The following is a 15,539-nucleotide window of genomic DNA, read 5'->3' as shown; positions in this document are numbered from 1 at the left end:
CATGGCATTCATATCGAACTTATCTTTTATCAGGTGCTGCAATATGATCCCCATCTCCCTGAACTGAGTAAACACCAATACCTTATCATCATTCTCAATAATATTATTAACAAGATTAAGAAACACGCCCGCTTTACCGGATAAATCAGCCGAATAGTCGTTCTTTTTCAGATATTGGGAAGGATGGTTGCATATTTGTTTGAGCGCCATAATTAACTTTAGCACCAAACCCTTACGTTGAATTTTACCATCTCCCTGATTGACATCAACACCACTGATTTCACGCATAATATTATCAAGCACATTCTGATAAATAGCAGCCTGCTCTTTGGTCAGAGAAGCAAAAAAATCGTTTTCTACTTTTTCAGGAAGATCATCAATGATTGATTTGTCTGTTTTCATCCGCCTCAGGATAAAAGGCCCGGTAATTTTCAAAAAATGCTTCAACTTAGTCTTATCCCGGTTCTGCTCAATAGGCCTGGCAAAATTCTCAGAAAACTTTTTCCGTGATCCCAGGTAGCCTTTATTGATAAAATCAAAAATACTCCAATATTCAGAAAGTCGGTTTTCGACAGGAGTACCACTCATAGCCAACCGAATATCGGACTTTAATTTCTTAACAGCCCTGGTCTGTGCGGCATCAGGATTTTTTATATTCTGAGCTTCATCAATAACCACGGCCTGCCACTTTATTTTCGATAACTGATCAATATCACTCCTGACCACGCCATAGCTGCTGACAACTACATCAGTATCGGTATTCAATTCTCGTGTCGGGCCATGATAAAGAGAATACGACAATTCGGGGGCAAATTTCTCAAGCTCCTTTTGCCAGTTGGAAAGCAAGGTAGTAGGCACCACCACCAAAACACCCTGACGGTTCAATGCACCCTCCCATTTTAATTTCAAAATTACAGCAATGACCTGAAGGGTTTTACCAAGTCCCATATCATCGGCGATGATACTACCAAAACCCAACCGGATATTTTTAAAAAGCCAGTCGAAACCTCGTTTCTGATAGGGCCTCAGAACAGCATTCAATCCCCGGGGCAGCTCAACATCACGGATATGAAACAATTCGTCGATCAACGCCCTGGTTTCATCATCAATAAGAATCCTGGCCCCGTTGTATTCACCACTAATGGCAGCCTGCAACATCTGGTTCCTGTCCAGTTGTTCCTGTTTTTGTAAGTTATCCATCAAGGCCTTCACATCGGCCTGATTGAGATAAACATATTGTTCCTTCAGTTTTACAATTCCCGATAACCCTTTTACCAGATTACTAAATTCTGAAGGATCCATTAATTGATCCCCCAGGGCCACTTTCCACTGAAATTTAAGAAGCTCATCCAGCTTCAAAAAGGATTTGGAACCATCCGCGCCATTTGAAAACAAGGCCACGGTAGCTTTGGGGCGCACCAGGTTTTTTAACGATTGAGGAAGAACAACCTTTATACCCGATAATTTAATTAACGGAAGAACATTGAATAATACTTCCGGAAGCTCATCCCGGGTAAACAGGGGGGACTCGCGACCTGAAGAGGCAATTATCCGCTCAAGAGCTGAAAATGAACCGGTTAAAAGATCAATGCTTCGCAGAATCTCCATCCGAATGGGCGTATAGTTGTTGTCTTTCATTACCTGTTCCAAACTCACCGGCTCTTTTAGCGGTTCCCTGTTGTTTTCCACCAACACGCTAAGTCTGAATCTCCCATCTTTTTTTCTTCATCTATCTGCACAACAGGAGTGAAAACCTGATGTGAAACAAAAAAGCGATCCAACCAACGCTGAATAGATGCAGGAATTTCCTTCTCCCCCAGCCTGTCGAAACTATAGAAATAATCATCAATAAAAATCCGGGAAGCCGGCTCTTCCATTAATTTTTGATCCTGTCCCGCTTCACGGATAAAATAACGAGCAAAGATTGACACCAGGCTTTTGACCTGCTCTTCAGAACTTAGAAAACTCTGCTTTTCATCAACAGTAACCAGGGGCACCGAAAAAACTTTCGTTATTAAATCTGTTACTGCCTTCACTTCATCATTTAGTATCGCCGGAATCCATCGAATGGCATACCCGCCCCCCGAAAGTTTGACCAATTGAGGTATAAAGGCCGATTTTTCAACAAGCTTTAATGTATAATGATAGCTGAAATAGAGTAATGATAACCCAGGATCCAACTTCCTGATGAATTTGGGAGGTATTCCCGACAGAAAATCAACTAATTCACGGACATTTTTTATAATCAGTACTTCATCATTTTCATAAATCCCGGCTTCTGAAAAAAATATCCCCTCATCCACATACAGTCGTACCCGATCATACTTTGCGTAATTAACAGGAATATCCTGATCGTAACTTTCTTCGTTTTTCAGAAAGTGTGAGACAGACTTAGCACTTTTCCGATATATTTTATCCAGAGCTTCTTTAAAATCTGAAGAATAAAAAAGAGGCCTTTCCTGCAGCAGTGACAACAAATCTTCGCGTAAATCCCTGATTCCGGAAAAATCAATATTATCCACATCTTCATCAACCAGTGGTTTATCAAAATCCCCCCTGGCTTCAACTTTCCATTCATCCGTAAAAGGAATCGTAACATCCTCATCCACAGCCTTCAATCCTTTTCTCTTCAATTCTTCAATAATATCAAAACCATGAATCTTAAATACAACAAATGGATTGCGATCAATTTCATTGGCTATTACATTAATAACAGCTGCAAGATGCTTACAGGGAACTGCCCAGTCGGGACAGGAACATTCCATCTCCAAATCGTCCCACCGTTGCGGAAAAATTTTTATTCCCTTTTCCAGGGCAAGATTGTTTAGCATAACCGGCAATTCTCTGTTCAAAAGCTTCGACAACAACAGGGGATTACCCATAATGGCATCAAGCAAAATTCTCTTCCCCTCCTCCGAAAAAGGAGGTATCTGTATTGTAACCCTATACGGATTTGGACTCGTACCTTTTACTTTTGCATTTATCGTGCGGCCGTTAAATTTGATTTCCTGAACAGCACCCTTATTGGCATAATTTCTTCCTCGAGGTAAACGATTTGAATAATCGATATGCGAAAGAGCTTTGAGCCATTCAGCACCCCACCATGTTTGTCCGTATTTTGCCATAATTTACCTCCTGTTTAATATTATCTTGCATTTACAATACTCCGTTAAAGTTTCGCAATACGCTGCAAACCAATTGCTTATGCCGATTAATGTTTGTTTATTAAAATACAGTATATCTATATTATATGAATCTCTTATATCTAACGAAACCAAAAACCGCTTAAAACATGTTATATTATGTACTTTTGTCAGCTTCTGGAATATGTCAGTACCTCTAAAACATTGCTACTGACTATTGACTATTGACTATTGACTATTGACTATTGACTATTGACTAAATTACTTTTATCTAAAAATCTAACGATCTATTGATTTATCAACCCGGTCTAAAAAGCATCTTTATTGCCAAACTCTGTGTTGTTTTAAATTTTTGCATCCTCATTAACAATGAGTTAACTCCGGTACAAAAATTTAAAACGCCTTGATTTTGACAAAAGTATGCTTTTTATACCGCACTCATTATTTTAAAATGCACCTGAGGCAACACAATCCTGATCTCCCTGTCATCTTCTTCATCTTTCCACCACACCACATAGCTGATTTTTGCATCTTTAAGCACGTATCCCTGACGGTTCAACGAGTCAATGGTTTCCTGAAAAAGCCGCGAAAATCTGAGAACAACCTGCCCGCAGGCAGTACGGCACTCGTAATCCACAGCCAGCAGTTCATCGCCGGCAACAAGATTGGGAATCAGGCGTTGCCTGCTTTTGAAAAACCCGAGCCACACGTCTTTATGGGTTAACTGAATGCTCAGGATATCAGGCAACTCCCACTTCCGGGAGTCTGAGTAAAGTTTTAGTCCGTCAATGAATGCAGCACCATCAAGCCAGTCGCCTCTGAGATGAATAGAAAGAAACAATTTGGCCCGGGTCATAGCCACGTACATCAGCCTTTTTCCCTCATCATCAACCGGTCTCCATGTGCCGGGCATCAGGAATACGTTGTCGTACTCTTTGCCCTTGGCCTTGTGCATAGTAGAAACAATAATGGTTTCTCCCGGATTGCCGGTAAAGTCTTCGAGCCGTGATTCCTGCAGAAAAATTTCAAAATCGGAAAAGTACTTTTTGGCCGTATTCACGGCTTCAAAATCTGCAATTAAACGAAGGCAAAGTTCAAGGTTCGAGCTATGTGCAAAAGCATTTTTCAGTTTCCTTACAGCATGCTGCCAGGCATCGTCGTCAATAACCAAAACAGGCTCACCCCCACCAAGTTGGTTGCAGAAAAACCTTATTTCGTCGAGGCTGGCCAGACTAAATCCTTCACTACTTTGAACCAGGCGGGCTTTCATGCCGCTTTCAGTCAACAAACCTGTCACCTGAAGGGCTTCGTTGTTGGTTCTTGTCAGAACCCCTGTAGTTCCCTTCAGTGAAGCATTTAAAATATCCTTAACCAAAGGAACAATCTGGTGTTCGCTTTGATGGCGGACTATCCGGATATTCCCGTTGTCTGCTTGTCTGGCTTCGACAGGAATAGTTTTCAACCGGTGCGAAATGGTGTTTACAAAAGCATTGGTAAAGTGAACCAGGTTTCTTTTGCTTCGGAAGTTTTCGGTAAGCTGGTATACCACAGCTTGCTTTTCCCGGATAAACCGCTCCAGAAAAGCAGCACTGCCTCCCCTGAATTCATAAATATTCTGATCGTCATCACCAACTGCTACCACCCGCATTTCAGGATTTTTATCCATCAAAACTTCTACCAGGGCATACTCGGCAGCATTCATATCCTGAGCCTCATCAATAACAAGTACTGTCTTTGCAATACGTACCGGTTCAATATCGCCGGATTTAATCCGTTCTACTGCCGTTTCAATTATTGTATCGGCTTTTTCGAGTGTTCCCATTCGGCCGAGCAAGTCGAAACAATAGGAATGGAAAGTTTTGATCTCCAAAAAATTGGCAGCATTCCCGATCATTTGCAAAATACGCTTTTTAAACTCTGTTGCAGCAGCACGCGAGAAAGTCAGCATCAGCAATTGTTCCTGCTTCACATCTTCCATCAACAGCAGCGAAGCCAGTTTATGCACCAGTATTTTGGTCTTTCCGCTTCCAGGCCCGGCAGCAACGGCAATATATGGTGATTGGTTATCTTTGATAATATTCACCTGGGGAGGCGACAATTCTCCGATCAACTGACGAAATCTGGCGGGCGTAATATTACGGCTGATATCTTCTTTGCGGCTCCCGGGAAAATATTTATTCAAAAAAGAATCATAGTTGAGTTGAAAATAATCATCCACAAACTGAAGAGCTCCCTTGTAATCATCCACCATTTTGCGGGCATATTCTCCCACGATATGAATCTGTTGGGTTTTATTCTCATAATGCTCCTGTAATTTCTGATAGTCTTCATTTTTGTACCGTATTTTGTTGTCCTCCTCGAGGCGGTCGATGGTCAGCTTATTGTATACGACCAGAAACCCGCCTTCAATCCTGATGGCCCCGATACGGGAAAGATAAAACAACGTATCTTCGATATCCTGAAGCGAAACATTTACCTTAAATAGCTGATTTTGGCTCTCATAAGCATCCTTTAACTCATGAACCGAAAAATTCACCAACACCTGATCCTTCTGTTCTGAATCGTTACTTTTTCCGAAGAGATAATCAATCACGAACCCGGAAAGAATATGACGTTTCTCCATTTTCCGGATAAGGTTTTCAACGGGTATCTGACTGATGGCCACAAAATGGTTTCTGGAACCCTCAAGATATTTTTTCTTAATCCAGTTTTTAATAGCCCAGAAATTCAGAACGGTTTTAATTTTATCGGGCGTTATATCAGCAATGCCCTGTTTTTCGGCCAGTTCGTTAAGTTCTTTAATATGATAAGTTTTCTCTTCCTCACTGATCATAGGTAAAAGAAAACGTTCCAGTTCTCTGTAAATTCCGGTTATCTTTTGCGACTGACTGCTGTTTTCACCTTTCCTGATAAAAGCCGTGAGATCTTTAGTGTCTGCAAGAATTTTTTCTTCCCTTAAAAGACCAATGATTCGGATTACCTCTTCCTTGACGATACCCAGATGATCGGAAATATAATCAATGCGTGTCTCTCCTTCCTCACCCGCAGTCTCTTTGCGGCTTCTGGCAGAAAATAATTTTCGAATGATCCGTATTGCCTTTTCTTTTTGCTTTTGGTCAAACCTGTCAGGAGCGTATATTTTATCAATCGCATCCTGAGCATTGCGCGACAAAATACTGTTGGCAAAAATCCGGGGCATATTCTGTCCACGCTTTATATAGCCGGCATCTTCGAGTGCGGCAATAGCAGCCGTCACACGGTTTTCAATATCCATTACCTCTTCATCCCAACCTGCTTTACGGGCAATTTCAAGCGCCGAATTGGATACTGTCTTACGAAAACGGGTGGTTTCTTTGATCGCTTTCCAGACTTGTTGAATCTCACGAATACTGAGTTTCGTCTGATTCAGCATAACAAAATGCTTTCCCAGATCGTCTTCGTTGAATAACACGTAGCAGTCGGCCGAAATATTTTCGTCACGCCCTGCCCGACCGGCCTCCTGGATATAATTTTCCAGTGAGTCGGAAATATCAAAATGCACAACCATCCCCACATCTTTCTTGTCGACCCCCATTCCAAAAGCCGAAGTGGCCACCATCACGGAAACTTCTCCACTTAGAAACGCATTTTGATTGGCTGTTTTCTCATCCACCGGCATTTTGCCGTGGTACGGAAGGGCCTCGATGCCATCGTCTGTCAAACGCCTTGCCAGTTTATAGGCACGACGTGTTCGTGAGACGTAAACGATGGCAGGACATTGTTTCTCCTCAATCAGAAGTCTTACCGTCTGATATTTCGACTCCTCAGTATCCCTCTCAATAACCTTGTAATGCAGGTTTTTCCTCGAAGCAGCCGCGCGAAAAACCGTTAAATCCAGAGATAATTTATCGAGAAAATATGCGCGGATATCATCAATAACCTTATTTTTTGCAGTTGCCGTAAAACAGGAAACAGGAATAATTGTATCCGAATTCTTCTTAACCGTAAGAGATTTAATAAATTCTCCGATGTAAAGATAATCCACCCTGAAGTCCTGCCCCCAGGTTGAAAAGCAGTGCGCCTCATCAATCACAAAACGAACAACATTGCGCCCCAGCAAAGCTCTTTCAATAGTTCTGGAACGTAACGATTCAGGTGAAATATAAAGAATGGAGGCAGACCCATCCTCAACCCGTTCAAGAGCGTTTGCACGCTCTATTGGATCCAGTAATCCGTTAATGGTAACTGCTTCGGTAATACCTTGTTTTTCAAGATTATCCACCTGATCTTTCATTAAAGATTGCAAAGGAGAGATAACAACAGTCAGACCTTTTACCGATTCACCCTGCATAAGGGCGGGCAACTGAAAAGTAAGGGACTTTCCCCCGCCGGTAGGAAAAACAGCAAGCAACGACTTACCCTCTAAGGCAGCCCGAACAGCCTGCTCCTGCAAAGGAAACCCGTCAAAAGTACGAAAGGAATTAAATCCGAAAAATGTTTTCAGTCCCTGCCGTGCATCCAGCTTGCTGCGACAATACTCACATCCTTCGATACATGGACGGTTACGCAATAATGCAAAAACCCTTTCCACATCGGGAAAATTTTTTAAAACCCAGGGCGGAGTAATAGAATAACGACTTTGAGAATTTATCAAGGCTAGAGTGTATGCCAATTCAACCGGATTCTCGGACACTAACCTTCTTATATTCGCATTCAAACAAATATCTTTATGAAACAGTTGGCCGATTGCCTCAGCCGCATCACGGGCCGGTGCTTCGTATTCAACATACCTGAAAAATGCAGCAAATCCAGGCTTGTTGTGCAACAATAAATACAACAACTCTCTAAACCCGGGCTTCAGCCGCCAAAAAGCAGAAACCTCATCATCAAAAAGCATACGGGCTTTTATAGCATCGCTTAACGGATTATTAAGTTCATCATTAAGGATTTTGTCATCCTTCAAAAGTGCATGATAGGGCCTTGCAGGAAATAACAAAGGCGATAAAAAGAGAGTATCTATGATTTGAGAGCTATCAAAACCGTAAGATTGCAAATGGGGTTCAAGAAACTTCCAGTCGTAATTCAGAAAATTATGCCCGCATAAAAAATCAGCCTCCCCGACAAGCGATACAATCTCTTCGATACGGGAAGAATGCAATTGTTTCCCATCATAAGAGACGCACCCCATATCCAGAATTTTATGGGATTGAGGGTCTGCTTCGGTATCTAAAAAAACAATGGAACTCATCGTCGGGAAAACCACTTTTTAATTAGTGTCTGTTCATAAAGTACCATTTGCTGCGTTACGCTCGTCCGAAAATTACTCATTTACGATGAGTAATTTCCGTATTTTCGGACTTCGCAAGCCTTGCAACTGGCACTTTCTGAACAGACACACATATTATGAGAATTTTTACGAGTTTACAGGCACGTACTAATTACCCGAACAAATCACTTTACTCCGTTAAATTCTTACAGATAACTGAGAACTAATTATTTAAAAAAAGGATGAAATGCCCACAACTCTCTAATAAATAAGCTCCAATTCAATTGTTTATGCCAAAAACCCTGTGTAATAAACAGCAGCATATCAGAGCAATACGGATCATCTTACATCTAATATCTAAAAATCTAACCTGGATAAACCAGAACCAAACAAATTTATACATTATCTGTCGCAGCTCCGCAGCTTTTTGTTTTTCTTATTACATAATTCTACCATTCTGTCGCCGCTCCGCGGCTATTAACTGTGATAATACTAAAACCGCGGAGCGGTAACAGAGCGGTAATATTACCAACAAAGTCAGTAACAATTAACCGCGGAGCGGTGACAGAGCATTAATTTTGCCAAATAAAACACGAATATCAGGGGTAACACCCTAACGCTCTATTGATAATCAAAGATATATGTTTATATTCAAAAACTGGCAAACTCAGCTAATGCGGATTACAAATCCACACCAGCGGGGAAGAACATCTATGTTGGGATAAATGCTCATTTAAAATGAAAAAGCGCCATGGTCTTTAACAACTTTTTCCTATCTTTGCACCGCATTTTTAAAATGGTCCGGTAGCTCAGCTGGATAGAGCAACAGCCTTCTAAGCTGTCGGTCGTGGGTTCGAATCCCGCCCGGATCACCAAGTAAAACCGCAATTCTTCTATTATTAAAGGATTGCGGTTTTTTTAACAAACATCTTCCCCGCATAGTCCCCAAATCAAAATCAAGGTTTCATTTTCCTTCAGGAGAATATGAGCAATAAAATTAACGCCATTGAGAGGATTTCGTAGTGTCTATCTTATGGACTTATGTAGTACATTATTCATGAAACCCAGATTAAATAACCTGCACTTTCCTTTGCAATTCATGGTAATTTGGAATAACAAATTGATCCATACTTTCTGAAACAACTTGAATTTTACTCTTTGGAATCCCAAAAGTTTCGGAAATAAAACTTTCATCGGCTTTAGGATCCTGAATAATTATCCTTTTAAATTTTCCCGAACGCTTTAATTTACTGTTTATTAGCCCCCGAATAAGTCTGACATAATTATCAATAAAAATTAGTAATTATGCACCCAGACATGAAAAAAAGAAAATTTACAAAAGAAGAGAAGCTTCAAATAATAAAAGAAGCTACAGAACAAGGAGTTAACGCAACCCTTGAGAAACATGGGATTTATCCGGCTACATATTATAGTTGGAAAAAGAAGTTTGAAACCATGGGGGAAGCCGGCTTTCGACATGGAATGACCCCTGCTCAGTTAAAAGAAATAAAGCGTTTGGAAAAAGAAAACGAAATGCTTAAAAAAATTTTAGCTGAGAAGGAACTTGAAGGACGGCTCAAAGATGATTTGCTAAAAAAGAAGTATGCCTGGGCGAGAAAAAAGCAATAGTATGTAGGTATATTGGCTTGGGACTTCCCAGAGATGTTGCATTATCAATTTCGGAGGTCACCAGACACCAATATTATTATACATCTAAAGGCAAACGCCCAGGCAGAAAACCAACCAGCACAACTGAAAAACTGGAAGGATGCCAAAAGATTATCAAGAGTAATGCTGATGTAGTCCATGAAATAAAGGATATACAATCGGACCCAGACACCGATTATGGCTACAGAAAAATGGCAACAGCACTGATGTTGCCAGGATATTTAATTAACCATAAAAAAGTATATCGCCTGATGAAGGAAGCTCAGTTATTAAAAACAAAACATAAACGACAGTCGAAAACATATGCCAGATATCGAATTGTAACGACTAAAGGCCCCTTAGAAGTAATCGAAATGGATATCAAATACATTTGGATCACCCAGGCACGGAGGTATGCTTTTATTTTGACTATTATAGATACATTTACACGTGCAGTTTTACATTGGCGTGTGGGTTTCTCTATGAAATCCAACGATGTTTAAAAGGCATGGGAGCAAGTAATCGTTAATCATTTACAGCCGGCTGATATGCTAAATAAGGGTGTACATGTAGAGATACGTAATGATAACGGACCACAATTTGGCTCAAAAATTATCCAGTCTTTTTTTAAAGATAATTATCTCAATCAGGTTTTTACTCATCCCTATACCCCACAGGAAAATGGTCATGTGGAAAGTTTTCACAGCATTTTATCAAGATCTCTTGGAAGCAATAACTTTTGGGATATTGAGCAACTAATACAACGACTTACAATTTTTTATGAAAAGTACAACAACATCCGGTTGCATAGCTCTGTTGCAAATCTGCCTCCCCGTTTATTTTGGGAAATGTGGGATAAAGGGTTAATCATCCGTAAAGTTTACAAAAACCGAAAAGTCCGGTTTTTCTCTAAAATCCCTTACTACCAACTATCGGGAAATGAGAGCCTGAGGGAAGTCCCTTGCTTAAATCGGACGGCTCTCGATGAGCCGTCGGATTTAAATAAAAAGGTGAACGGGCCCGTTACACCTAAACAACCATCGGTAAAAAGGTCACCTTCGGTCGTCCCTTGCTGATGCAATATTATGAAGAAATATGCTTACTTTTAAATCCTAAAAATAAATTGTCCGATTTATAGGGGGCTAAACCACAATGATGTTAATTTTGATTTTAATGGTATGAAAACTTTCTGTACCAAGAAATGGGGAGCTGAGATGATGACTATTGACAAGGAAAATTCAGCTCATCCGCCATTGTCAAAAGTTTTCAAATTATTGTTTAATCATGAAGTTAATATGAATAATAAATTACAATCTAACTTAGTGCTTTTGTCAAAAATTACAAAAGAGATTTTATTTAAAAATTTATAGAAAAAATGATGAAGGATACTATATTCTCCAAAACTTACCATCGTTCTCAATGGTTATCAGTTCTCGCTTTATAGAAACCTTCTTCGGACCACCTCGTTTCCCACTAACAACATACGGCTCAACAATGGATTCATTGTGATGAAAAAGAAAAGAATTACGAATTTTGGATAACTTCTCACTCATAGAATTGCTTAGCGGATCAACCAGTTTGTCAATACTCTTTTGGTTGCTTCTTAAACTCAAACGATTATTAACATGCTTGTAAATTTCAGCCACCTCATTACGATAATCCGGTAAGTCACAAAACATAATGCCTTCTGGATGATTTAAAAACAGAAAATAGGCCGTTTTTTCGAGAGGGGTGAGCTTTATAGAAGTTTCGTAATTAGGTAAATGAACATTAAATTTTTCATCTATCAGCAAGGGTGATAAAGCCATCTCTTGTTCACCAAGCGCTTCTTCTTTAAGGATTTCAATAAATGTTCTGACGACATCTTCCTTTCCGAATTTTTGGAGTTTTTTTCTTACAAACCAGCTGATTTCATATAATTGTTGGCTATAGCTTTCTTCCTTCTCTTCCTTTTCTGTTTTTGGTTTTTTGGCCAACTGGTGATAGACCGGTGGCTCTCTTTCCCCACTAATAAATTGGTTTTTTATGATGTGAAGTACGTCAAATAAAGACTCACCTTTTTCCCAAAATTCAATTTTAAGTCGACCTATATCATCCAGAAACACAAAGCAAGGTTCTTCAATTTTTTCGATCCCCCAGATTTTGCGGATTCCGGTTTCTCTTTGTTCTTCGTCTTTTATTAGTACTTTATTTACCTGGCTTTTCAAGGTACTTTTAACAAGAGGATAGTTATAGCTCAAAAACTTCCTAAAGTATTTTTCTTTTGAGGGTGTAAATGAGGAATAAACAAAGTAAATACTGTGAGAAAAAGTGGGCAGTAAACCAGACCTCTCATCTGAATCCATTTTATGAAAAGCATCCCACTCAGAATGTTTCTTTGGGCCAAAATAGAGTATTCTTCTTCCTAAATGTTTTTCAAGTGTTTTTTTTGTTATTTCTTTCATTGCTGTTTTTTACATTATTTTTTTGCAAATCAAATTATTATCTGCTGAAAAGCAAGCTTGCCCTTAAAAGTTACAAGCTTGTAATTTCAGAAAGTGCACGCCAAGTTATTTTATTTTTGAAACAATCTCAAAATTTATTAACTAAAACAAAACAACAATGAAAACCACATTACTTTTCACCCTTTTAGCATTGTTTTCAACCATTAGTCTTGCACAGAACTCTTATCAGGATGTAATCTATCTAAAAGATGGCAGCATCATCCGGGGAATCATCGTAGAGCAGGTACCAAATAGAACCCTGAAAATTGAAACAGCCGACAAAAATGTCTTTGTTTATGAAATGGATGAAGTGGAACGTATAAGAAAGGAAGCAATTCAGGAATCCAATAAAAGAGAATCATCAGGATTAAAAAATGGATACAGAGGAATAGCTGAAGTAGGTTATGGATTCGCTGTAGGGGACTATGGATTAGATCGGATTATGGTAAATTTTGTTAACGGCTACCAACTAAACCCGCACTTTTTCTTTGGCGTAGGAACCGGATTGCGGTATTATTCTGAGGCTGATAATGCAATGGTTGTTCCTTTTTTTGCCGATTTCCGAACCTATTTCATGGATCGTAACTTTTCGCCTAATATTGGTATTGGTATTGGATATTCTTTTGAAGCCAGTGAGGGATTTGAAGGTTTGGGCTTGCTGTTCAATCCTTCTGTAGGGGTCGATTTTGAAGTTGGAAACGATCTGTTTATGAATGTAGGTATGGCTTATGAAATGCAAAGAATAGAGTTTGAATATTACGGACGCTCTACTTTTGAAAATTCCGGGGCAATAAGTTTAAATGTAGGTGTTTTGTTCTGAGCTGAATATCTGGGAAACCTCATTTGTCAAAGATGGTAAAAACTGGGATTCTAAAAAAAACTTCCCGGCCGGTAAAATTTTCAAGTATTTTATTTTTAGCTTTGTTTTATCCCCTACCATAATCCGGTATATTTATGGGAGTTCAAAATTTTGAAAATGGATTTAACACCTTACACAACCGATGCAATTAATTATTGGGTAAAACTCAATGGTAAAATCCATTCTGTTAATACCGTTAAAATATGGATGGATAAATACAGAAGTATTTACCAACAGATTAAGAAAGCCCATGAAAGTTTTAAAAAGTCATCCTTTATACTGCCCAATGGTAGCAAAATTCCCCGTACCCGCATGGAAATGTTTCCTGAGGTATATTTTAATTTTCTTTCATTCTATGAAGAGCTGGAGAAAATATACAATTATCAGCAATATGAGGGATACTTCAACAAAGAAATGGAGCATTACGCTACCATAAAGGATTCTCAAGAACAAGTAGAGAAATGGCTTAGAAAGAATATGTACTTGGGTAACAATAAGTTTTTGCTCTTTGCCATTGAGTACACCGATTTTGAAGGAAATGAAAAATTTGCCGAAGAGGAATGTCCATTGAAACCCTTCTTTTCTTTTATTTCTGATTTAGACCTTTATATTCATCGAGAGGATTTTAAGCATGTCTTTGAATTTATTGAGCTGTTTCATACTCTTTTCTATGATAAAAAGTTATTGCCAAGCTCTTTAGAGCGAATACAATCTGATTTTATTGAGTTTAAAAGGTTTAGGTTGAATTAATGAAAAGGAATTATTCAACAAGAAACATAATTTTTCCGAACAATTTTTTTTTATTTACGTAACGTAATTTAAAAAAAGCACCCGAATTATTGATGATTTTGATATTTGGCAACTGTAACCATCTCATTGGTTAAGACCGGTTGTTGCCCGGCTTTGCCGGGAATAATGGATATTAATACACGCCCTCACTGTTTCACATCAGCTTAAAGAAAAGAACAATAATTGTCGGGTGCTTTTTTTCTACTTATTTGCCATGAAATTTGATAACGAGCATAAAAACCAGATTCGAAAAGCATTTTATGACCTAAGAAATGTTGAAGATTTTATTCATTTGCTAAATAGAATTAGGGCGTACGTTTTTGGTGACAGAATCGAACCATTTAATAAAGCCCAATTATCACTTTTGGCCAGGCATAACTCCAGCTTTGATCGTTATTATGGGTTTGAAATAAAAAAGAAGAATGGCAGCAACCGCCAAATATTCGCTCCCCACAAAGAATTGAAATACATTCAGGTCTGCCTTAATGACATTTTAAACGCTGTTTATGATGTTCATGAAGCAGCTACAGGATTTGTTCCCGATAGATCAATTGTAGATAATGCTGAAAAACACGTACGGAAAAAAATTTGTGTTTAATGTTGATCTGAAAGATTTTTTCCCAAGTATTGACAAAGCAAGAATTAAAGCTCGGCTGAGATATCCGCCTTTTAATCTTAGCTGGGAGAAAAATCGTTATCCTATCGGGGCGTTGATATCAGATCTGTGTTGTCATGAAATGATGGTGAAACGCCAAGACGAGAATGGGAAATGGATCGAATTAAGAAGAGAAGTTTTGCCACAGGGAGCTCCAACTTCTCCATTTCTAAGCAATATTATATGCCAAAAACTGGATTATTATTTAACCGCTGTTGCGAAACGGTTCGATTTATCTTATTCCCGGTACGCAGATGACATCACTTTCAGCAGTCAACATAACTTATTCCACAAGAATAGCGAATTTAACAAGGAAATGAGAAAAATTATAACCTCTCAAAACTTCGTTATCAATAAGGAAAAAGTTCGATTACAAAATTTTTACGTTCGGCAGGAGGTTACCGGAATTGTTGTCAATAAAAAACCAAATGTTCGGAAAAAATTCGTCAAGCAATTAAGAATGTGGCTCTATTACTGGGAAACATATGGTTATGGTAAAGCCAATTATCTGTTTCAAAAGGATTACTTAAAAGAAAAAGGCCATCATAAAAAGGGGGAACCAAACCTTATAGATGTTTTGTCAGGAAAGCTTGATTTTCTGAAGATGATTAAGGGAGAAAATGATTCAACATATCAGAAATTAGATTTCAGGTATAAAAAATTAATTAATAATTCCAATGTTTATACAGGTTAAACTAAATTTAATAGCTTACAATCT

At 38.9% G+C, this 15,539-nt stretch carries 11 protein-coding genes and 1 tRNA gene; 8 read left to right on the top strand and 4 right to left on the bottom strand.

The features are described from left to right. From OQ5_RS21990 to OQ5_RS0111205, 3 genes are all read right to left on the bottom strand, one after another. On the bottom strand, positions 1–1,689 hold a 1,689-nt coding region (locus OQ5_RS21990), incomplete at its 3' end, for a DEAD/DEAH box helicase (RefSeq protein ID WP_141638878.1). After that, positions 1,665–3,125, bottom strand: coding sequence for an SWIM zinc finger family protein (locus tag OQ5_RS21985; RefSeq protein ID WP_052308304.1), 1,461 nt, complete (start codon positions 3,123–3,125; stop codon positions 1,665–1,667). The genes OQ5_RS21990 and OQ5_RS21985, both read right to left, overlap by 25 nt. A 445-nt stretch (positions 3,126–3,570) precedes the next feature. Next, positions 3,571–8,370, bottom strand: coding sequence for a RecQ family ATP-dependent DNA helicase (locus OQ5_RS0111205; RefSeq protein WP_016777585.1), 4,800 nt, complete (start codon positions 8,368–8,370; stop codon positions 3,571–3,573). A gap of 816 nt (positions 8,371–9,186) precedes the next feature. Between OQ5_RS0111205 and OQ5_RS0111200 the strand changes: the two genes are divergently transcribed. From OQ5_RS0111200 to OQ5_RS22865, 4 genes are all read left to right on the top strand, one after another. Continuing rightward, positions 9,187–9,263: transfer RNA gene (locus tag OQ5_RS0111200), tRNA-Arg, on the top strand. Between the two features lie 442 nt (positions 9,264–9,705). After that, positions 9,706–10,017 carry a transposase gene (locus OQ5_RS0111195; RefSeq protein WP_026055246.1) on the top strand — a complete coding sequence of 104 codons (312 nt, stop codon included), beginning with the start codon at positions 9,706–9,708 and terminating at the stop codon, positions 10,015–10,017. A gap of 17 nt (positions 10,018–10,034) precedes the next feature. Next, positions 10,035–10,538 (top strand): IS3 family transposase, encoded by a 504-nt coding sequence (locus OQ5_RS22870; RefSeq protein WP_016777583.1) that lies wholly within the window; start codon positions 10,035–10,037, stop codon positions 10,536–10,538. 45 nt (positions 10,539–10,583) lie between these two features. Further along, positions 10,584–11,111 carry an integrase core domain-containing protein gene (locus tag OQ5_RS22865; protein ID WP_016777582.1) on the top strand — a complete coding sequence of 176 codons (528 nt, stop codon included), beginning with the start codon at positions 10,584–10,586 and terminating at the stop codon, positions 11,109–11,111. A gap of 312 nt (positions 11,112–11,423) precedes the next feature. On the opposite strand, the gene OQ5_RS0111180 is transcribed toward OQ5_RS22865, so the two are convergent. Next, positions 11,424–12,479, bottom strand: a complete 1,056-nt coding sequence (locus OQ5_RS0111180) for a hypothetical protein (RefSeq protein WP_016777580.1) — start codon at positions 12,477–12,479, stop codon at positions 11,424–11,426. 157 nt (positions 12,480–12,636) lie between these two features. Between OQ5_RS0111180 and OQ5_RS0111170 the strand changes: the two genes are divergently transcribed. The 4 genes from OQ5_RS0111170 to OQ5_RS20905 all read left to right on the top strand — a co-directional run bounded on the left by OQ5_RS0111170 (position 12,637) and on the right by OQ5_RS20905 (position 15,515). Next, a complete protein-coding gene (locus tag OQ5_RS0111170; RefSeq protein ID WP_016777578.1) occupies positions 12,637–13,338 on the top strand; it encodes a hypothetical protein in 702 nt (233 codons plus the stop codon). A 156-nt stretch (positions 13,339–13,494) separates the two neighbouring features. Further along, positions 13,495–14,127, top strand: coding sequence for a hypothetical protein (locus OQ5_RS0111160; RefSeq protein WP_016777576.1), 633 nt, complete (start codon positions 13,495–13,497; stop codon positions 14,125–14,127). A 253-nt stretch (positions 14,128–14,380) separates the two neighbouring features. Next, positions 14,381–14,764, top strand: a complete 384-nt coding sequence (locus OQ5_RS21980) for a hypothetical protein (RefSeq protein WP_141638877.1) — start codon at positions 14,381–14,383, stop codon at positions 14,762–14,764. Continuing rightward, on the top strand, positions 14,727–15,515 hold the full coding sequence (locus tag OQ5_RS20905; protein ID WP_052308302.1) for a reverse transcriptase domain-containing protein: 789 nt from the start codon (positions 14,727–14,729) through the stop codon (positions 15,513–15,515). The genes OQ5_RS21980 and OQ5_RS20905 overlap by 38 nt, the downstream gene beginning before the upstream one ends. Positions 15,516–15,539: the final 24 nt, after the last annotated feature.

The sequence above is a fragment of the Anaerophaga thermohalophila str. Valhall genome (assembly GCF_000250735.1).
GTDB classification, from domain to species: Bacteria; Bacteroidota; Bacteroidia; order Bacteroidales; family Marinilabiliaceae; genus Anaerophaga; species Anaerophaga thermohalophila_A.
This window is presented reverse-complemented; position numbering and strand designations above follow the sequence as displayed.